The organism is Caldalkalibacillus mannanilyticus JCM 10596, assembly GCF_000615945.1.
Taxonomy (GTDB): domain Bacteria; phylum Bacillota; class Bacilli; order Caldalkalibacillales; family JCM-10596; genus Bacillus_AT; species Bacillus_AT mannanilyticus.
Genome location: NZ_BAMO01000005.1, coordinates 45,921 through 66,294, shown reverse-complemented (window position 1 = coordinate 66,294; position 20,374 = coordinate 45,921). Strand labels below are relative to the sequence as shown.

Annotated in this window: 21 protein-coding genes and 2 pseudogenes; 12 read left to right on the top strand and 11 right to left on the bottom strand. The window is 37.7% G+C overall.

The genetic code is table 11. The features are described 5' to 3' along the window. Positions 1–107: 107 nt before the first annotated feature. Genes JCM10596_RS04335 through JCM10596_RS04325 form a run of 3 tightly spaced genes read right to left on the bottom strand, consistent with a single transcriptional unit; the run spans position 108 to position 1,403 of the window. Positions 108–722: a hypothetical protein gene (locus JCM10596_RS04335; protein ID WP_025026080.1), complete on the bottom strand. Its 615-nt coding sequence runs from the start codon at positions 720–722 to the stop codon at positions 108–110. Between the two features lie 2 nt (positions 723–724). Beyond that, positions 725–1,066, bottom strand: coding sequence for an HAAS signaling domain-containing protein (locus JCM10596_RS04330; protein WP_025026079.1), 342 nt, complete (start codon positions 1,064–1,066; stop codon positions 725–727). Next, positions 1,059–1,403 (bottom strand): PadR family transcriptional regulator, encoded by a 345-nt coding sequence (locus tag JCM10596_RS04325; RefSeq protein WP_025026078.1) that lies wholly within the window; start codon positions 1,401–1,403, stop codon positions 1,059–1,061. Before JCM10596_RS04325 ends, JCM10596_RS04330 begins: the two co-directional genes overlap by 8 nt. Before the next feature lie 257 nt (positions 1,404–1,660). Between JCM10596_RS04325 and JCM10596_RS04320 the strand changes: the two genes are divergently transcribed. The 4 genes from JCM10596_RS04320 (at position 1,661) to adhP (ending at position 5,602) form a co-directional block, all read left to right on the top strand. Continuing rightward, positions 1,661–2,743, top strand: a complete 1,083-nt coding sequence (locus JCM10596_RS04320; RefSeq protein WP_025026077.1) for a tetratricopeptide repeat protein — start codon at positions 1,661–1,663, stop codon at positions 2,741–2,743. Continuing rightward, positions 2,740–3,477 (top strand): GGDEF domain-containing protein, encoded by a 738-nt coding sequence (locus tag JCM10596_RS23790; RefSeq protein ID WP_025026076.1) that lies wholly within the window; start codon positions 2,740–2,742, stop codon positions 3,475–3,477. The genes JCM10596_RS04320 and JCM10596_RS23790 overlap by 4 nt, the downstream gene beginning before the upstream one ends. Positions 3,478–3,735: 258 nt before the next feature. Next, complete coding sequence (locus JCM10596_RS23785; RefSeq protein WP_051541168.1) at positions 3,736–4,278, top strand: DoxX family membrane protein; 543 nt, start codon at positions 3,736–3,738, stop codon at positions 4,276–4,278. A 313-nt stretch (positions 4,279–4,591) separates the two neighbouring features. Next, on the top strand, positions 4,592–5,602 hold the full coding sequence (adhP, locus tag JCM10596_RS04305; RefSeq protein ID WP_025026075.1) for an alcohol dehydrogenase AdhP: 1,011 nt from the start codon (positions 4,592–4,594) through the stop codon (positions 5,600–5,602). Positions 5,603–5,695: 93 nt separating this feature from the next. Here adhP and JCM10596_RS04300 read toward each other — a convergent pair whose 3' ends face one another. The 5 genes and pseudogenes from JCM10596_RS04300 to JCM10596_RS23775 all read right to left on the bottom strand — a co-directional run bounded on the left by JCM10596_RS04300 (position 5,696) and on the right by JCM10596_RS23775 (position 11,449). Next, positions 5,696–7,174 (bottom strand): sigma-54-dependent transcriptional regulator, encoded by a 1,479-nt coding sequence (locus JCM10596_RS04300; protein WP_025026074.1) that lies wholly within the window; start codon positions 7,172–7,174, stop codon positions 5,696–5,698. A 13-nt stretch (positions 7,175–7,187) separates the two neighbouring features. After that, positions 7,188–8,840, bottom strand: coding sequence for a GAF domain-containing sensor histidine kinase (locus JCM10596_RS04295; protein WP_369345596.1), 1,653 nt, complete (start codon positions 8,838–8,840; stop codon positions 7,188–7,190). An 11-nt stretch (positions 8,841–8,851) separates the two neighbouring features. Then, positions 8,852–9,996, bottom strand: a pseudogene (locus JCM10596_RS23780) (iron-containing alcohol dehydrogenase). Positions 9,997–10,121: 125 nt separating this feature from the next. Then, entirely contained in the window at positions 10,122–10,478 is a 357-nt protein-coding gene (locus JCM10596_RS30005; RefSeq protein WP_234410399.1) for an MATE family efflux transporter, read from the bottom strand. After that, positions 10,475–11,449 (bottom strand): MATE family efflux transporter, encoded by a 975-nt coding sequence (locus JCM10596_RS23775; protein ID WP_234410398.1) that lies wholly within the window; start codon positions 11,447–11,449, stop codon positions 10,475–10,477. Before JCM10596_RS23775 ends, JCM10596_RS30005 begins: the two co-directional genes overlap by 4 nt. Before the next feature lie 105 nt (positions 11,450–11,554). Between JCM10596_RS23775 and JCM10596_RS04280 the strand changes: the two genes are divergently transcribed. From JCM10596_RS04280 to JCM10596_RS04265, 6 genes and pseudogenes are all read left to right on the top strand, one after another. Continuing rightward, positions 11,555–12,373, top strand: a complete 819-nt coding sequence (locus JCM10596_RS04280; protein ID WP_025026072.1) for a MerR family transcriptional regulator — start codon at positions 11,555–11,557, stop codon at positions 12,371–12,373. 29 nt (positions 12,374–12,402) lie between these two features. Then, entirely contained in the window at positions 12,403–12,945 is a 543-nt protein-coding gene (locus JCM10596_RS27480) for a hypothetical protein (RefSeq protein ID WP_051541167.1), read from the top strand. An 11-nt stretch (positions 12,946–12,956) separates the two neighbouring features. Further along, positions 12,957–13,970, top strand: a pseudogene (locus JCM10596_RS30755) (AAA domain-containing protein); the annotation flags it as partial. Between the two features lie 93 nt (positions 13,971–14,063). Continuing rightward, the gene (locus tag JCM10596_RS30750) at positions 14,064–15,149 is read left to right on the top strand and encodes an AAA domain-containing protein (protein ID WP_267879673.1); all 1,086 of its coding nucleotides are present in this window, start codon (positions 14,064–14,066) and stop codon (positions 15,147–15,149) included. An 89-nt stretch (positions 15,150–15,238) separates the two neighbouring features. Next, complete coding sequence (locus JCM10596_RS04270; RefSeq protein ID WP_051541165.1) at positions 15,239–16,111, top strand: GNAT family N-acetyltransferase; 873 nt, start codon at positions 15,239–15,241, stop codon at positions 16,109–16,111. Positions 16,112–16,484: 373 nt separating this feature from the next. Beyond that, positions 16,485–17,384, top strand: coding sequence for a macrolide 2'-phosphotransferase (locus tag JCM10596_RS04265; RefSeq protein ID WP_025026070.1), 900 nt, complete (start codon positions 16,485–16,487; stop codon positions 17,382–17,384). Between the two features lie 87 nt (positions 17,385–17,471). On the opposite strand, the gene JCM10596_RS23765 is transcribed toward JCM10596_RS04265, so the two are convergent. The 3 genes from JCM10596_RS23765 to blaOXA all read right to left on the bottom strand — a co-directional run bounded on the left by JCM10596_RS23765 (position 17,472) and on the right by blaOXA (position 19,122). Then, the gene (locus JCM10596_RS23765) at positions 17,472–18,002 is read right to left on the bottom strand and encodes a winged helix-turn-helix domain-containing protein (RefSeq protein WP_159102312.1); all 531 of its coding nucleotides are present in this window, start codon (positions 18,000–18,002) and stop codon (positions 17,472–17,474) included. A gap of 5 nt (positions 18,003–18,007) precedes the next feature. After that, positions 18,008–18,172: a hypothetical protein gene (locus JCM10596_RS29430; RefSeq protein ID WP_159102309.1), complete on the bottom strand. Its 165-nt coding sequence runs from the start codon at positions 18,170–18,172 to the stop codon at positions 18,008–18,010. Positions 18,173–18,252: 80 nt separating this feature from the next. After that, positions 18,253–19,122, bottom strand: a complete 870-nt coding sequence (blaOXA, locus tag JCM10596_RS04255) for a class D beta-lactamase (protein WP_025026069.1) — start codon at positions 19,120–19,122, stop codon at positions 18,253–18,255. 236 nt (positions 19,123–19,358) lie between these two features. Between blaOXA and JCM10596_RS04250 the strand changes: the two genes are divergently transcribed. Together JCM10596_RS04250 and JCM10596_RS04245 are read left to right on the top strand one after the other, a co-directional pair. Next, on the top strand, positions 19,359–19,703 hold the full coding sequence (locus tag JCM10596_RS04250) for a PadR family transcriptional regulator (RefSeq protein ID WP_025026068.1): 345 nt from the start codon (positions 19,359–19,361) through the stop codon (positions 19,701–19,703). 2 nt (positions 19,704–19,705) lie between these two features. Then, positions 19,706–20,374: a permease prefix domain 1-containing protein gene (locus JCM10596_RS04245; RefSeq protein ID WP_025026067.1), complete on the top strand. Its 669-nt coding sequence runs from the start codon at positions 19,706–19,708 to the stop codon at positions 20,372–20,374.

Here is a 20,374-nt window from a genome sequence, read left to right as displayed (position 1 = left end):
TTGGAACAAGGCTTCAATGAAAGCTTATATAGAAAGTCTAGATGTATCATGAGAAAGCCTAAATGTATTATGCTACCTTCATCATGAGAAGGTAGCATGATTTCAATTTAGGATTTTTTGCTTTCTAATAAAACCTTGAGATGACGGAAAACCTCGTAAAGAGTAATGATGACAAAAACAGCAAATCCAATATAGATCCCTGTTTGCACGAGTTGTAGAATACGGTCAGCATCTTCACCCAAGGCTGTTGAAATTGTTGAAAAGTCCCATATCTCAGGTGTGAAAATCAATTTGGCAACGAGGAGGATACCAAGGATGTCTAGGAATGAAGAGAGTACTCTTGTTTGAGCTTGCCATTGTCCTTTAAACAGGAGATACATGTTCAGTAAAAGAGAGGCACCTAGTAATAGGTTAATCCCAATGATATACGGAGCAAAGTATTCCATATGAATCATGGGAATCACAACAGTGTTAATGTCGACAGTAAAGAAAGGGGTCGATTGATTAATAACCACTAATCCTAAGCAGATAAAAAACGTTTCAACAATTAAATCAAATCTTTTAATGGTCTGTGTGGGCTCTGGCGCTTTGTCTAAGGAGCTTAATGACCACTGTTCGTCATTGACGATCACATCATGTGGACGGTAATAATGTATAGCTGCAAATATTAATGTGACCATTCCAACAATAGAGAGAGCAGATTGCCAAAACTGAGCAAGCAATTTTAAGAAAAACTGTATGCCATCCTTTGCTTCAGGTAAGGTAGAATATTTGCCACTGTTAAGCCAATAGCTGTACCGATGAAGGCGATTTTTAGTACCAACCAATAGGTATCGATATAAGCAGGACCAATCAGGCATCTTGGACCGTTCATATAAGCTTCAGCAACCTTACGTGGATGTCCCATGGACTTGATTGCTTTTTCAATTTCTTCTTCGGCATACTCTTTTGTTCCGAAATTTTCTTCTAGATAATCATAAAGATTGGCTTCAATTTCTTTGAGCACCTCATCCTTCTGGGCAGGGGATAAATATTTCCCAATGGTGTATAGATAATCTTTAATCATTTTCGCCTCCTATTAAATTTGACATGGTTTTTTCGAAGTTCTTCCATTCATTGATAAGCTCATTCCGTACCTGAATCCCTAGCTCACTGATTTTATAGTATCGCCTTGGGCGATTTCCCTCCACTTGCCATATAGATTCTAAGAGTCCTTGCTTTTCAATTCTTCGCAACAGGGGATATAGGGTATTTTGCTCTACCATAAGTCCTTGTTTGTTAAGTGCTTGTATAAGAGAGTAACCGTACTGTGGTTGGTCCATTTGGGTTAAAACCGCCAAAACTAAGGTTCCTCGTTTCATTTCCTGTTGAATATTTTGAATAATGGCTTCTCTTTCTGACATGTAGCAACCTCCTTTGGTAACATTATATAGTGTGACGCACAGTATTGTCTATAAAAAATAATGTGAATGATTGCCCAAAATTGAAGAAGGGGATAGCGATGATTGACCGCCAAAGGTTGGGAATATTTTCATTGAAAATAGTAAATTTCCTCACTTCCTAAACCTGATATAATAGGATATATAGAAAGCTTTTATAAGTGGTTGAGGAATATGTTGGATTTATGATTGAAGGACTAATAAACTAGAGGGCGTGGACCATGAGAATAATGAAGAACACCTTATGGAAAGGTACATCGTTTACTATTCCTAAAAGTTCAAGTAGCAAAGGCTGTTCACTAATAGCATTCATCATTATGATTTGGATGCTTAATTCTGTTCCTGCTCATGCCTTTGAATCTTTGACGATTCAGAATATAGAAGCAATGCAACGAACAGATGAAGGTTTAAAAGAATTGATTCATAGGTTTGAGCAAGACCAAGAACGGATAAAGGCGGATCGTCCTGACATTTATTTTTATTTAAAAGGACTTTATAGTGTTGTTCATAATGATTTTGAGAGTGCCCAAGAGTATTATGGAAAATCTAAGGAACTTAGTAAAATAACCAATCATACCGACGTAGAAATCGCAGTGCTCAAAAGACAAATTGAGCTGAGTGATTTCTATGGAGACAGTGGAGAACTTATTGATTATGGGAGCAGGCTTTTAGAATTAGCAGAACTAAATCAGGATAAAATAACTGAGATGTATGCTTATGATACAATAGCTCTCGCTTATTACTATTTGACCAACGACGAAAAAGCAAACGAGTATCTTGAAAAGCTGATCCTTTTAGCGACTAAAAACAAAAATGAGGAATATAAAGCCATTTATTACACTATCATGGGTCATATTTATTATTCGTATCAAGAGTATGAGAAGGCATTGAAGTACTATGGACCGGCCATGACAGCGTATCAAAGCGTAGAGCAGAATAGCAATATGGTCTTTAATATGCAGTTTCTTGCCGAAGGGAACATATTATCAACGAAGGCTAAGTTTGCTCTAGAAGAATCAGAAAAAGCCGCTATTCTGAAAGAAATCAATGTGTTAATTGAAAAGGCGAATGACCTCTATATTTCTAAACCGACTTTGTATTTTCTATACGTATTTAAAGGGCAAATTGAACAGGATTTTCATATGATTGAAGAGGCGATTGCAAGCTATTACTTTAGTAGGGAAATCCTTGAAACGATTCAGCATATCGAAAAACCTTATTCCTATCTTAATTATGTAGAAATGTTTCTGGCGAGTGCTATTATGAGCATGGAGATTATCAAGAAGCGGCGGATATTTTCGTGAGGATCATTGAAAGGGATAAAAACCCTGAACTGCTTAAAAGCTGGGATGAAGCCTCCTCTAAGCTGAGAGAGTTTTCTGAAAAAGAACTGACAGGGAAGATTGATTTGCTTTTTGAATTGCAGAATGCACAAAATAAGAAAATTGAATACCAGCGTATTTCCTTATATCTTTCTACCCTAGTGATTCTTCTATTAATTGGTGCAATTACTTGGAAAATACACGAAAATAAAAAAATTAACCAACTAAAAAACCAGTTGTACCATCAATCGATTACAGATGGACTAACGGGAGTCTTTAATCGCGAAAAGATCTTTGAAATTTTGGACAAGGAGGTTAAAAAGGATAGCGTCATTGCTTTAGTCGATATTGATAATTTTAAATCCATTAATGACACTTTGGGATATCTTGTTGGAGATGACGTATTAAAGCGAGTGGTTGATACAATCAAGATGTCGATCAGAGAGCAAGATGAGATCGGGCGCTATGGAGGAGAAGAATTTATTATCATCATCAAAGATACTACTCTGGAGGATGCTGTCAAAATTATCGAACGGATCAGAAAAAATGTGGAAGCATTAGAATGGGAGTATGATCAATTAAAAACGACCATAAGTGCTGGCGTTTGTAAAAAATCTGCTTTAGCCGTGGAAGAAGTTTTTAAAGAAGTGGACGAGCTAGTGCATGAAGCAAAAAGAACAGGCAAGAACAAGGTGGTCTATAAAATTTGTTTTTAGAAAAAGGAAAGAGAAACAAGAGATGGCTCTAAGCAGGGGTCATCTTTTTTTATTTGGTTCTAACCATAAGTTGGAGTAAAACCTCCATTTGAGGGAAGTCTAGTTATTAACTTCTCCTTGATTTTTCTTGGAAAATTTTGAACAGTCTTAATTTGTTCATAATTAGCAACCTTTGTGTGATGTACGTCACATCGGATGCGCAGGGGTAATTGTATCATAAAGGTGTAAGATACATCAAGAAATTAGGAGGGATACCCAATGAACACAGTTATGAAAGATAAACACATCATTGTACCTGAAAACCCTGTTTCTAATTTTCTATTTAATGACACACGTTCCGCTTGGATTTGGCTAGTGATTCGCCTGTATGTTGGCTGGGCATGGTTGACAGCAGGATGGAAGAAAGTCTTTAACCCCGCTTGGACTGGAGAGAATGCGGGTGCCGCAGTTGGTGGATATCTACAAGGAGCCTTGGCAAAAGCAGCAGAAGGAGGAGATGTTCCTGGCTGGTATGCCTGGTTTATTGAAAATATAGCCCTTCCCAATGCGACCATATTTTCTTATTTTGTAGCTTATGGAGAGGTATTGGTGGGATTAGGTTTAATTTTAGGGTTACTAACAGGAATTGCCGCATTCTTTGGTGGATTGATGAATGTAAGCTTCTTGCTCGCTGGGACATTGAGCACCAATCCCGTTCTGTTTATTCTTGCAACTTGGCTAGTACTAGCATGGAAAGTAGCTGGTTGGTACGGCTTGGATCGCTGGGCTTTGCCTAAGCTAGGAACTCCTTGGAAACGCTAATATATTTATGGAATAGATTGATTAAATAGATTGATTAAATAATCAAACCGTTAACCTTTACTGAATAGCAAGGGATGACGGTTTTTGACTGTTCCCTGCCTAGTAAATCTATTCATTGCTAGTTGGTGACAATACAGCCTAGGCAAGTGCAAATGACAAAAGAAAGGCAATTCTAGCCGATTTTTTGGCGAATTCAACAAAATTACGGCATCATTTAAAGCTTGTTTGTTTTATTGCTTAATTTGTAAGGGTTTTCAAATTGGCACATTCCTTGCGTTAAAAATAATTGAATCTTAATTAGGAGGGATTTTACATGAAAGCAGCTGTGGTCAATCAGTTTAATCAAAAACTAGAAATCAAAGAAGTAGAAAAGCCAAGGATTGAACGTGGAGAGGTTCTTGTTAAAATTGAGGCTTGTGGAGTTTGTCATACTGATTTACATGCAGCACATGGTGATTGGCCCGTTAAACCAAAACTTCCATTAATACCAGGACACGAGGGTGTCGGAGTTGTTACAGAGGTTGGAGAAGGTGTAACCAATATTAAAGTTGGCGATCGAGTTGGCATCCCATGGCTGTTCTCGGCATGTGGCGAATGTGAGTATTGTTTAACAGGTCGGGAAACTCTTTGTCCAGACCAAGAGAATGGCGGATATTCTGTTGATGGAGCCTACGCAGAATTTTGCAAAGCTCCCGCTAATTATGTAGCCAAAATACCTGAACATGTTGATCCTGTTGAAATAGCACCTATCTTATGTGCGGGTGTAACAACGTATAAAGCATTAAAAGTTTCAGAGGCGAAGCCAGGTGATTGGGTTGCTATTTATGGTATTGGAGGACTTGGTCATGTTGCATTACAATATGCCAAAGCAATGGGATTTAACGTAATTGCAGTTGATATTCAAGATGAGAAGTTGCAATTAGCAGCGAAACTTGGTGCAGATATAACTATAAATGGTATGAAAGTAAATCCTGTAGAAGCGATTTTGGAACGAGTAGGCGGAGTTCAAGCCTCTATAAGTGTAGCTGTAACGAAAAAAGCATTTGAACAAGCGTATCAATCCGTGAAACGTGGTGGAACGCTTGTGGTTGTTGGATTACCGCATGATAATCTACCGATTCCTATTTTTGATACGGTTCTTAATGGAGTCACAGTTCGAGGTTCCATTGTTGGAACCCGTAAGGATATGCAGGAGGCCTTAGAATTTGCTGCGCAAGGGAAAGTAAAAACAAACATTGAAACCGCTTCGCTTCAGAGTATTAATGAGGTGTTTGAAAAAATGGAGCAGGGACAAATCAATGGGCGGATTGTTTTGACGCTGTAATCATTCTAACAAAAAATATAAAGGATGTTTCCCATTTCAATATCCGCAGATGTATTAATTTTTTTAAAAAAAGGTTGTTCAAAAAAGGTGTTTCTACCTTTTTGGACAACCTTTTTCATTTAATAAGTAACGCAGCTTTCTCATACTGATATGTAACCGTTTGGCGGCTTCTTTACGGTCACCAATCGTTTCGCGAAGCATTTTTTGGACAAAGGCTTTCCCAATCTCGGTTTCAAGATTTTTCACGCGAAGTAAAAGTGTTTCCAGATCAATTTCAGTGTCGGTGGCCCATAAGGAGAGGATTTCTCTATTCCATTCATGTAAAAACTCCTCAAAATGTGGTGCTTGATGATTAGTTTGATTTAATGCTTGATGACTAGCTTGTTTGGTAGTAGTCGTGTATTGGTGTTTACTTTGTAACAGCTTTTCTGGTAAAAAATTTGTTGTTAGGACTGTCACGTCATCATCCGCTAAAGCAATGGCTCTTTTGATAACATTGTTTAATTCCCGTATATTTCCTGGCCAATCATAGGCAAGAAATTCAGCCATAGCTTCATCTGAAAATCGAAGTGTAGCGCGCTGTTTTTTTAATAGAAAATCTATTAATATAGGGAGATCTTCCTTTCTTTGCCGCAATGGAGGGATGGTTAATTTAACCACATCCAGACGATACAATAAATCCTCCCTAAATCGCTTTTCGTTTACAGCTTCTGATAAGTTTACATGTGAGGCAGCAATGATTCTAGTATTTGTTTTCCGAATTCTTTCGTCCCCAACCTTCATAAATTCCCCAGTTTCTAGAACGCGTAGAAGTTTAACCTGAGTCGGCAATGAGGCTTCCCCAATCTCATCTAAAAAAAGAGTACCGTTACTTGCTATTTCAAAAATTCCCTTTTTTTCTTTGATCGCACCAGTAAATGCCCCTTTCATGTGTCCAAAAAGCTCACTTTCTAACAAGTCTTCTGAAATCGCCCCACAATTTATTCCGAGAAAAGGCTGCTCCCTTCGGTGACTAGCAAGATGGATAAAATGAGCTAATACTTCTTTTCCAGTTCCTGTTTCCCCTTCTATGAGAACATTGACATTTTTTTTGGCAATTTTATGTGCCATCGTTATAAGTTGTTGCATTACATGATTCTCCCCAACTATGAAACCTGATTCCTCAGCAAGTTTAGCCAGCGTATTTTGGTCTGTTGTTCCCGTCCCATCAACTAAACTCGCTATTAGGTCTTCTAAATGATCAATACTTTCAAATGGTTTTTCTATGTAGTCATTTGCCCCAAGTTTAATCGCCTCAACTGCCGTCTTTATCGTACTGTATCCAGTCATGACAATTGTTTTGCAGAGGGGGTATTTTTCCTTCACTTTCGCTAGTAATGTTAAACCACTCGTATCAGGCAATTTCACGTCGAGAATGGCCAGATGAAAGAGTTCAGTTTCTAGCAGCTGATCGCAATCCTTTCCACTGTATCCTATCTTGATGTCATATTTATTTGAGAGCAGATGGAAGAGAAAATTTCCAACTTCAACCTCGTCATCAATGATTAATATTTTGGGTCTATCCTTACTCATTTCATTGCCTCTTTCATTCTTTTTTTGGAAGGACTAATGTAAATACACTTCCCTTTCCTTCCTTGCTTTCTACTTCGATTGTCCCTCCATGTGCTTTAGCAATACCTAGGCTTACTGAAAGACCAAGCCCAGAACCTTTTGTCGCTTTTTTTGTGGTGAAAAAGGGGTTAAAGATAGTTTGAATATCTGGGGCTTTGATACCGGCTCCATTATCAGTAATTCTCAGACAAACTTTTTTCTGTTGCTCGATCACCATTTCACATGTTTCGATTACTATCTTTTTATTATCCACTTCCATTTCTTCTAGAGCTTGCTTGGCATTAAGCAGCAAGTTTATAGCGATTTGCTCAATCTGTTGTAAGCTTCCATTAATAGTAGACACATGATGATCCAAGTGTAGTTCAATTTGAATATTTTGGCGTTCAATTTGGTACCGGACCAAGTTCAACACCTGTTCAACCGCTTTATTTAATGAACACTCCTGAAAAACATACTCATCTTGCCGGGAAAACGTTAATAAACTACTAATAATATGTTTACAACGGATTCCACACTGCTGAATATCTTCTAAAAGCTTGTATTCTACTTTTTCTTTATTGGTTGTTCTTAGCAGCAATTGAGAATTCCCTAATACAGCCGTAAGCGGATTATTAAGCTCATGAGCTACACCTGCAGCCATCTCTCCAATTGCCGCTAATTTACCAGAATGGATAAGCTGTCCTTCAATTTGTAGCTTTTCAGTAATGTCATTCATTGAAACAATGATTTCAGTCATTACATTTTTTTCGTTCAATGATGGATAACAATGGAGTTCACAAATTCGATTTAAAATCGTTAGTTGTTTTGATGTGGCTTTCAATGTTTGGTAGGCTTCTGTTAAGGGGCTATCCTTGGCATCTATCTCAAGCAGCTGATGAAAGGTTTGTTGATAGATGGATGGGTCGTCCAATTTAACAAACCTATTTACTGCCTCGTTACATAAAGTAATTCTTTCATTTCGATCAATGACGAAAATCATACTAGGAACAGAACGAAATGTTTCCTCCCATTGCTTTTTACTTTTTAATACGGCATGATACAAGTTCATATTTTCAATACAGGCTGCGAGCTGATCGGAAAGCTGTTGAAAAAAGACATAGTCACCAGGAGCAAAGTCAAATTGATGATTACTCTCAAAACCAAAAACCCCAATTACTTCTCCTTTGCACACAAGTGGATATAAAATAAAAAATTGAGCATCTGTTTGTGTGAGGATGGCATCCTCAAAAAACATTTTTTCCGCTTTATTTGGAATGATATGCTTTGTAACAGGCTGTTTGGTTTCAAATACAGTTTGAAACAATGAGTTTTCTTTCGGAAATATCGTTCCGCGTTGGAGTTTACTAGAATCTAAAGGGTATACATTAGCTAAGAGCAATTGATTATGATCGACAACCGCTAGATACAAACGTTCAAGTGTGAAAATTTGATTTAATTTTTCTAAGATGTTGTGCAACATGACATCCATTGATGTATCTACATTAAAGCCTTTTGTTACTTCATTAATGATTTCTAGCTGCATGTTTTTCTTTTGTAATTCTAATACGGTTTCTTTTAATTCTGTATAATAGCTTTTTTTTGAAGATTTCACTCCAGTAAGGAGATCAATCATTTCCGCTTTATTCATCATCCTGTCACCTACAATGCTAACTTAAATAATGCTTCCACATCATTTAAAGTAATATCACGGGGGTTTGTAATCATACAGGCATCCTCCAGCGCTATTTTACTCATTTCTGAAATATATGGTTCAACATTCCCCATTTCTGATAATCTTTGCGGAACACCTATATCCAAAGAGAGTTGCCGAACATAATGTATTCCTTTTCTTCCTGCCTCTATAGAAGATAGACCAGTAATGTCTTCACCTAGTAGTTCTGTTATAAACGAAAATCTTTCTGGACAGGCAATTAAGTTAAATTCCATAATATAGGGAAGTAAAACGGCATTCACTTCGCCATGATAAAAGGGAAATCTCCCGCCAACAGCATGAGACATGGCATGTACAGCACCTAGTATCGCATTGGAAAAAGCCAATCCACCTGCAAGCTGGCGATGGCCATTTTTGCTTTAGCCTCTACATTTAGTCTAGAGGCAACGGAGGGTCTTAAATAGTGTGCAACTAAAGAAATGGCATTTTGAGCATGGACATCTGTTAATGGAGTAGCTGCAACACTTACATATGCTTCGATCGCATGGGTTAAGACATCCAATCCTGATGCAGCGGTTAATTGAGGGCTTTTCGTCGAAAGCGTTTGCGGATCTATGATGGCAATGTCCGGAATTAAAGACTTAGAAACGATGGTCATCTTCTTTTTTCTAATCGAATCAATAATAATTGAAAACTGCGAAACCTCTGAACCTGATCCAGCCGTTGTTGGAATCATGATTTGCGGGGGCAAAGCGGCAGTAATTTTATCAATGCCTTCATATAAATGAATGGTTCCTTCATTTGTCGATAACAAAGCAACCGCTTTTGCTACATCGATAGCACTGCCGCCACCGAGTCCAATAACAGCATCACACTGATGCTGTATATACATCTTTCGGCCATTTTCAACCTCTGTATCTTTAGGATTAATGGTTAAGTCAGTAAAGACAACATATTCTAAGCCGGATTCTAGGCAATTATTTATAACCATCTCTAACCAAACTTCATTTAAAATATCGGGGTCGCAGACAATAAACAGCTTTTTTGCCCCTAAACGCAGACAGCATTCACCAACTTGACGTATGGAACCGTTACCAAAAATCACTTCGGGCATGACAAATTTATTAATCATTCCAACACCTCAAATGATAAATTTCTGATAAACTTTTATTAGTTAATTCGACAGATAAATCCAATCCTCCTGCTGAACCAACTAGGGCTTATGCAGGAGGATTGGATGGTCTAGCCTATATGAACTTATAGATAATGATACGTTCTTTTATACCTTTGGATAAAGAAGAATGCAAAAAAGAGAGAAACAAGTTCTGCAAAAGGAACAGCCAGCCAAATTCCTTTCACTTCCAAAAGAAGCGGCAGCAGCAAGAGAGCCACTAAAATAAACAGGAATGTTCTGGCAAAAGAGATGACCGCAGAGATTTTACCATTCGAAAAAGCAGTGAAAAGGGCAGAGGTAAACATATTAAAACCAGCAAATAAAAAGCTAATGGAAAACAACAAGAACCCTTCTCTAGCAAGATCAAATACAGGCGTACCAGCTGGAGAAAAGATGGCAATCAAAGAGTTTCTACCCAAGAATGCTAGGGAGTAGATCAAAATCGAGCTCCCCCAATGAATCGTATACAGATTTGAAATAGGCGTTTTAGCTGTACATGATGTTGCCGACCATAGTTATAGCTAAAAACTGGAGCCACGCCCATTGAAAACCCCATAAATAGAGCCGTCATCAAGAATTGCGTATACAAAACGATGGTCATAGCTGCTACCCCATTTTCTCCTAAATGTTTCATCATCAGAAGATTGAAAATCCAAGTAATGATTCCCGCAGAAAGGTTAGTTACCATCTCAGATGAGCCATTCAGACAGCTTGCCCAAATCACGTTTTTCTTTAGGGAAGGTCGGACAAAATGAAGACTATTTTTATGATTAAAGAAATAGATCAACCCACCTATACTTGGAATAAGACAGCCAATCGCTGTGGCTAGCGCTGCTCCGGTGATTCCCATATTCATACTGACAATAAAAACATAATCTAATACTCCGTTGGTTATCCCAGCAAAGACAATAAGAATTAACCCCAGCTTAGGTTTGCCTGCTGTAATAAAAAAGATCTCAAATAGCATTTGCAGCATAAGGGCAGGAATAAAAAAGGACAATGTATACAGGTACTGCTTACAGTGCTCCAGTAACAGGTCACTAGCGCCTAAGAGCTGGCAAATAGGCTCTAAGAATAGGATGAAGATCATTCCGATGATGATCGAAATCACTACACCAACAAGAACAATCAGGGTAAAAGCTTCTTTGGCTTCTTGGATCTTGTTCTCTCCCAGCTTTCTAGCAATAATAGCACTTCCCCCTGTGCCTAACATGACCCCTATAGCTATAGTGATAATGATGGCAGGAAAGACAATGTTGATGGCTGAGAGAGCATCTGTACCAATAAATCTAGAAACAATGAGCCCATCTACAATCGTATACATCGAAGTAAAGATCATCATGATCATAGTAGGAAATGCGAATGAAAGAAGAGAACGGAAATTAAATTCTCTCCCTAATGAATGATTCACAAAAAACACCTCGCTTGAAATAGTAAAAAGAATAGCATAGAGTAAATAATAAAGTATAGGGTAACCCGATACTCAAGCAGTGTTTTTCACAAGGAGTGTTTTGTTATGAGTAAAATGAGAGAAACCCATTTTACAACAGGAGAATTTGCCCAGTTATGTGGTGTTTCCAAGCACACCTTGTTTCATTATGATCAAATTGGTATTTTTTCTCCTGCTGTAAAGGAAGAAAACGGCTATCGCTATTATTCTATTGCCCAGATTGATGTTTTCCATGTGATAGGGCTTTTGAAAGATCTGGATATGCCTTTAGAGCAAATCAAAGCCTATTTGGATCGACGAAGCCCTGTTGAGTTTGTCCAGCTACTTGAGGGCAAAGAAAAAGAACTCACAGAAAAAATAGAAACGTTACAACGAATGAGAAAACTGATCCAGCATAAGATTGTACTGACACAGACGGCGACTCAGGTTGATGTAAATAAAATGGGAATCAAATTTAGCGAAGAGAGGTATTTGGTTGTCAGTAAGGTGAAATCAACGGAGAACTTGAAAAACTTAATCATTTCCGTTGGTGAACATATGAAGTTATGTGAGGAACATGGCATCTATAGTCCATATAGTATCGGAGGAATGATTGATTATCAGAACGTACTTAGAGGAGAGTATGACGATTACGATTCCTTCTATACTCAAGTAACAGAGCTAGATCAGCCTATTCCTGTTGTCACAAGAGAAGCAGGTCATTATTTGATTGCCTATCATCGGGGCAATTATGACAACCTAGACATCGCTCTGGATAGAATGGCAGGCTATATCAAAGAACATGCCCTGACAGTAAAGGGAGGCATTTACGTAGATTTGCTGTTAGATGATTTGTCTTCGAATGAAGAGGACTATCTTTTTGAACTGTCTGTTTTAGTTGTGTAAACTAATATGAAAATCAAAGGATTGGGAAAATGGATCAAAACAAATATCTAATACTATTAAAGGGAGAAGATAAAACATCTTCTGTGGCATCTTATAAAATCCATACTTCAAATGTAGAAATCCTTTTCAAGGGAAAATTTAAACCTCATCGCTATCATATTCAAAACGTAATAATAGAAAAGAATCCAGACATTATTGACATTGAAAAGAAATCCATATATCTAAATGAAATACCTATTTTTCAAGTAACACAAGTTTTTAATTTTGGGAAAAAAATAAAGATTTTTTATCAAAATGGTGAGAGCCAAGTTTTTGATGCTGAAAGTATTAAGTTTACCAATAAAGAAAGCTCGGATAAAACAGGATTAGTGGAGAGAGTGTTGAGATATTGGACAGATATTTCGCAGTATACAAAAACAGATGATAAATCAGAAGCTTTTTTAAAAAAAGAGTTTGATAAGTTAACATTCTTGCATCCTGAGAGTGTTTTGTATAGTTATTTGAATAAAGAACCTGTAAAAATATTATCTCCCAGCACTAGCAATATTATCTTCCCATTTAAGTTTATTTAAGTCAAAAAAAAGCATTAGAAAACGCTCTGAAAAGTAATATTTCTATTATTGAAGGACCACCGGGAACAGGTAAAACACAAACTATTTTGAATATCATTGCTAACCTAACGATGATGCAAGGAAAGACAGTGGCAATCGTTTCTGGAAATAATGCAGCAGTACAGAATATAAAAGATAAGTTAGAAAAAGAAAAGTATCATTTTATTGTAGCTTCCTTAGGGAATAAAGAAAATATCAAAAAATTCTTCGAAAAATTACCACAAATTAATGTAGCAGGTTGGGAAAGTCAACTTGAGGAAAGGCGGCTGTATGAAAAAATAACTGAATTAAATGAACGTATAAATCATTTATTAGAGGTAAACAATCAACTAGCTGTGGTAAAACAAGAGTTATCTGCTTTTGCTCTTGAAAGAGAGCATTATGAACGTTATTCGAGTCATCATAAATTAGAAGAAATAAAAAGGTTACCATTTTATCGTCAAACTCCAGAAAAAATCATTTCATTTTTAGTAGACAATCATATTGCTAAAGAAAAAGAAAAATTAGATAGTATTTTCTATAAAGCAAAGGTGCTAATAAAATATGGATTTACTGAGTTTAAGAAATTAAAAGAAAGTGAAATGGGACTTATATTAAATCTACAGAAACAATATTATGATATGAAAATTAGAACTCTAGAAGAGAAAAAGCAAGAACTTACAAATGAGTTAGCGAACCATTCTTTTCAAGATTTATTGAAAAAGCATGAAGAACTTTCAACTGTTATTTTCAAACATAAATTGTATAAAAAGTATAACGGTAAGGGAAACATAGACGAAAATACGTATAAAAATAATTATAAAACATTTATTGATCACTTCCCTATTGTCCTGAGCACTACCCACTCACTACGAAATTGTGTAGCTGAGAATTTTTTGTTTGATTATTTAATTATTGATGAAGCATCGCAAGTGGATTTATTAACCGCAGCCCTATCTTTATCATGTTCTAAAAATGCAATCATTGTAGGTGATACCAAGCAATTACCTCAAATAGTTGATTTGAAAATTAAGGATCGAATTAACCAAATCGATATTGAGGATTCTTTTGACTATTTTAAACATAATATTTTATCCTCTATGATTTCGCTTTACGAAAATAGCATTTCTAAAGAAACATTAAGAGAACACTATAGATGCCATCCCAAAATTATTGAATTTTGTAATCAAAAATATTACGATGGTGCATTAATTCCATTCAGAGAGGAAAAAGAAGGGGATATTCCTTTAATTCTTTATCGTACAGCTAAAGGAAATCATATGAGAAAGGTTACACATGGAGAAGAAAGAGGTAAATTCAATCAAAGGGAGTTAGATGTAATAGTAGAGGAAGTTATGCAAAACCATCAGCTTTGCTTTCAAAGCAAGACTGATATCGGATTTACTACTCCGTATAAAAAACAAGTAAAAAAAGCACTTAACTTGTTAGATGATGAAATCGAATGCGATACCATCCACAAATATCAAGGGCGAGAAAAATCAGTCATGATCATGTCTACTGTTCTAGATACTACTTTTCAAGGAAAAAAGGGGATCTCCTTTGTTGATGATCCTTGTATGATTAATGTGGCGGTTTCAAGGGCTCAAAATCAATTTGTTTTAGTAACAGATAACCATTTATTTAGTCAATTTGGGAAAGAAGTTATTGATTTGATTCGGTACATTGAGTACAGTACACTTGACGAAAATATCATAGATAGTGAAATTGTTTCTGTATTTGATTTGCTGTATAAGGAGTATTCGGAGAAGTTGATGTCGTATAAAAACCGTCTTCTCAATATATCAAAACAACAATCAGAGGATATTATTTGGACTCTCTTAAACGATATTCTTAATGAAAGTAAATATAGTAGTATTACGTGTACTTATCAGGTTTATTTAAAAAATTTAATAAAAAGTACAGACAACCTGGATTCAGTTGAGCAGGCTTTTGTCAATCATAATGCGTCAGTCGATTTTGTCGTATACCGCAAATTAAATAAACAACCTGTATTAATCATTGAAGTAGATGGATTTGCTTTTCATGAGAATAATCCTGAACAATTAAAAAAAGATGAGCTAAAAAATAACATTTTAAGAAAGTACCAGCTCCCCTTATTAAGACTTCCAACAACAGGGAGTAACGAAGAAAGAAAAATTAGGAGTAGGTTAGACGAAGTCTTATAATGATGAGAATCTAAACAAATGTTTAATTATCCCAATTGCATTGGTATAGAGCGTGTAATTGATGAAAATGAAAAAGGTGGAGGAGAGATTTGAAGGAGGAACTTATAAGAGAGGTTAAGGTTCGGAGGTTGCATACCATCGAAGAACTAACACAAGTTAGAGAACTGGAAGCGAGTATTTGGAGTATGGAAGATTCCGTGTCAGTCAATCATACCATTGCTACGATTAAAAACGGGGGGCTTGTCTTAGGCGCTTATTTAGAGGAGAAGTTAATAGGCTTTCAGTATAGCTTTCCTGGTTTTGATGGGGAAAAGGTCTACTTATGCTCTCATACCTTAGGGATTCATCCTAGCTATAGAAAATATGGAATAGGTGAGAGGCTAAAATGGGTCCAACGAGAAGAAGCAAGAAAACAAGGGTACAAACTTATCAAATGGACCTATGACCCGTTAGAAACGGTCAACGGGTATTTAAATATGCACAAATTAGGCGCTGTCTGCTCGACTTACCTTGTGAATGCCTACGGGGAGATGCCAGATGCTCTGAATGCAGGGATTCCCTCAGATCGATTTCTAGTTGAATGGAGGACAGAACATCATGAGTCACCTGATTCTTCCATGGACAAGCTTGCTATTGAGCAAAGCATCGTCACTGAAGCTCCCCAGCGTATTCAAACCGTTTATTTAGAAGAAGAGGGCTATTTTGCACCAAAGGAAGTGGAGCTCAAACAAGAGGAGCAAGCCACCTCCACCAATTTGCTTCTCTTGCCCGTCCCTAGTAACTTTCAAGAAATCAAAAAAAATGATATCCAGCTGGCTCTAGAATGGCGCTTGAAAGTGAGGGAAGTCTGTCTTCATTATTTCAATCAGCAATGGAAGGTGGTCGATCTGATCCGTCACCCCTCTGATGAAAAGCTGTGTTTTTATATTTTCCGACAGAAGACTCCCTCTTCAATCGTGTGAAGGGCAAAGCCCAATGATTATGAAGGAATGATTGTTGTCAGCTAATTAGAACGATGCTATGATAGAAGAGAATTGTAAATGAATGGAGGGTTGCTTGAAAATGGGTATGATTTATCGTAGATTCCGATTTGAAGCTTTTTGCCGCTAAATGAATAGTGCTTAAAGGCTCTACCTGTGTGTAGAGGTATCGGGATTCGTCTGCCTATTTTTAGGAAACCTATGCATATATAGAAGGATGCAATAAGAGGGAGGGACAAATCTACCCTCTTTTTGTGTGCAAAAAAAGAATAGAGATCATTAGGCTCCTTATCTCAAAACACAGGTAAGCCATCCGTTTTGGAATATCAAATATACAATAAGGATGTGCGAGTGCATGAGTAGAACAATAAAAGAAGTACTTGAAATAGCAGAAAGACACGGGTTGCTGTTAGAGGAGAAGACATGTGTATGTAATGAATCAGGGCTTGATTTTCAGGTTGTATTTGCTACAGATCAGGCTGGAGATGAATGGGTGCTGCGCTTTCCAAGGCGTAAGGATGTATCTCCAAAAACGAAAATAGAGAAGAGTGTATTAGACCTTATTCATCAGAAGGTTAGCTTCGAGGTTCCACATTGGTCTGTCTACACTGAGGAGCTTATCGCTTACAAACGATTACAGGGTGTACCAGCGGCAACTATTGATATGGCAACCTATAGCTATATCTGGGAGCTAGATGAGAAGAATGTACCAATGTGTTTTCATCAGACGCTGGGCGCTGCCCTGGCTTCTCTGCATCGAATGGAGAAGCAGAAGGCAATGGAAGCAGGATTAGTGATCCATTCCCCAGAAGAAGCTAGGGAATCGATGAAAGAACGTATGGAGGCAGTCAGGCGCACATATGGAGTAGGAGAATCTCTCTGGGCTCGTTGGCAGAGCTGGTTGCAGGACGTAGAGATGTGGCCTAAGGAAACGGGACTGATTCATGGCGACGTACATGCTGGACATATTTTAATTGATAAGAATGCCAACGTTACAGGACTGATTGATTGGACCGAGGCAAAGGTAACGGATATGTCCAATGATTTTGTGGGGTATTATAGGATCTTTGGAGAAGAAGGGTTGGATTGTTTGATTCGAGCGTATCAAGAAGCAGGAGGTTATGTTTGGTCTAGAATGAAGGAGCATATTATCGAATTGACGGCAGCCTATCCTGTTGCTATCGCCGAATTTGCCCTACAATCTGAGCTTGATGAATTTGAACAAATGGCTAAAGAAGCGCTAGAGATTAGCTAAACGAAAAAAAGGATCCCGTAACTGGGATCTTTTTTTATGTCATTTGTAGCACAGCAAGGCAAGGTAAGCTTAAGGTAAGGGAGCCTTTCATTGTAAAGAATCTAGATCAAGCATATAACCAAATCGAGGAACAGAAATGATCAAGCGACCATATGTGCCCAGTTTTCTACGCAGACGATAGACGAGGGTATTAACCTCCTCTCGTCCTACATCCGGTCTTCCTGAATCATGAGAAACGCGTTCAGGCCAGATTTTCAACTTGATCTCGTCATAGCTCACAGCAGAATTTGCCTTCTGATACAACAACCAAAACAATTCGGTATCTTTGCTTGTTAAATAAATCTGAACACCATCAATCGAGATTTCTCTTCGTTCAAAATGGACGGTTAAACCCTTTGATTCATTGATTTTTTCATCGTGGATAGAGGGCATTTCAAGAGTCTGTCCATGATTACCTTCTGTCGTATTATGAAAGGAAAGGATGGCTGTTCCTTTTGCTAGAGTAATGGTGTCTCCATCATGAAGAACACAGGGTCTATTTTTCTCAATATAGGAATGATTGACCTGTGTACCATGTTTACTCATTAGATCAACGATAAAGAAGTTTTCGTTATCCATTTCGATCATGGCATGCTTTCGAGAGATGTAGGGCTGATAAAGCGTACTTGAGGTAGGATATCATCCCACTTCCTCCCTAGCAGAATTTGACGGTGAGTCAGGGGAATCAGTGTATTCCTCGTTTCTGTTTCCCCATGCTTTATGGTCAGATAGACATCATGAGAGATCATTGATCATGCACTCCTCCAAAAATGAAAATGAATCGATTTAGAGTAGAATTACTTTTAAATAGAACTACTTTTCAACAAAATTACTTTTCACTAGAACCTATAATTTTATGATCCTTAAGGATGTTTAACGTGATTTCTTTTGCCTTTTGAGCAGAGGTCATCCCTTCCCCATCGACATTCGCAGCAAAAACATAGGTATTGTCTGTGGTTTTAACGAACCCAACAAACCAGCCGACAGGGGGTTCAGGTCTTGTTCCTGTTTTTCCATAGAGAGTATAATTCTCTTGTTCATCCTGAATGATCATTCGCTTCACTGTCTTCATATGCTGCGGCTGAAAAGGAAGGCTCTCTTGGGCTAATTTGCTCAAAAAATCTACCTGTTCTACAGGAGAAATACCAAGCGAGCTATTTAGCCAGAAAGTATCGATGCCAGCAGAAATATCCTTATTCCCATAGTTTATCTTATCTAACCATTCTTGCATACGTTCTTCTCCGATATCCCGTGCCAGCGCTTGATAATACCAGACGACGGAGTATTTCATTCCTGATGCTAAGGTATGATCCGCATTCCAGACATCAAGAAATCTCTTTGTGCCGTCCCAGCGTTTTACTTCATGCTCATCTCTTACAGCTTCCACCTCTAACCCAATTAAAGCATTGACAATTTTAAAAGTAGATTCGGGCCCTTGCCTGGTGTTAGCTCTTTCTTCGTTGTACACCAAGGTCTGATTGTTTTCTAAATCCCGTAAAACAAAGGTGCCTTCTTGATTAGAGAAATAGGGTTCTACATTCATGGTGGCTACATCAAAAGATGTTTCTTGTACTGGAGGGAGCTCTCCCTCTTTTGGTTGATCCATTTTCTCTCCCTCTACAGAGGAGGTCGAACAGCCTGACAATAATGAAAAGATCAACACTCCAATGATTATCCATCCTCTTTTTTTCACTCTGATTCACTCTCCCTAAAATGGTTGATACATCGTTCATTATAGTGGATATGAGGAAGTAAAAAAATAACAAGACCCTGACAGTTTGCTAACAGATAGGGTATTCATCAGGAAGAGTCTGTTTTTTCATCTCAGGGCAGCTTACCTTGTTATGCTTATGGTAAAAAGCAGACTATAACGTAACGCATATTACTTTGACACACGTAGTAATATGTGTTACGTTATAATTGAGGTGATATTCATTGGGTGAGAGTGGTATTAGTCGCGACTTAATAAGAGGGAATATAGATACAATCATTCTTCGTGTTCTCTCTGAAGGAGATAACTATGGGTATGAAATTATAAAGGCCATTTCCAAGTACAGCAATGGCAACTACGAATTGAAGGAAACATCCCTTTACTCTAGTCTAAAGAGGTTGGAGTCCCAGGAACTGATCGAATCCTATTGGGGAGATGAGAGTCAGGGAGGAAGGCGGAAATATTATAAGGTAACACCGGAGGGCATGGAAACATATCGGAAAAATCTGGACGCTTGGAGAACAGCCAAGGTGTTAATTGATCAGCTTATCGAGAGGAAGGAAGAATAAGCATGAAACTGAGAAAACATGTGGAGCACATGTTTAAGGGATACAAAGAAAATAACCAAATTCGAGAATTAAAAGAAGAAATCGTAAGCAATCTTGAAGCCAAAGTAGCTGACTTGACGGCAAGCGGTATGAGCTATGATGACGCAGTTGGAGTGGCAATAAATAATATGGGCGATGTGGAGGAGCTTATTGAAGGGAACAAGAAAATATGGACAAATCGCTTTAAAACAGAATTGCTTCAGGTCGCTCTGCTCTATGCTATTGTGGCTTGGATCGTCACACTTCCACCCAAAATAGTAGGGCTGGGAACCCTGCTTAACTATAGCTTTCTTTTTCTAGTTGTTGTTTTAGGAGCCCTCTTCTTATATATGAATACGAAAAAACATGAATCCTTTCTAAATAAAGTAGTGATTTATCATATTCCATCGGCACTGCGTTATAAAAAAATGGCTTGGCAGATATGGTGGTTATTTATAGGTGCTTGTATATTGAGTACGACTGCTATTCATTTTGCCAGCAATATTTGGTTTGCGAGACCTATCTCGCTGACAGGACCCTATCAATTTGCGGTGATCGGAATTGATTATGCCTTGCCTTTTGTTTCAATGATTATACCGTTATTGTTTAGTAAATCCATAACCCTTCTGGAAAAGTATGAGGTGAGTGAGTAG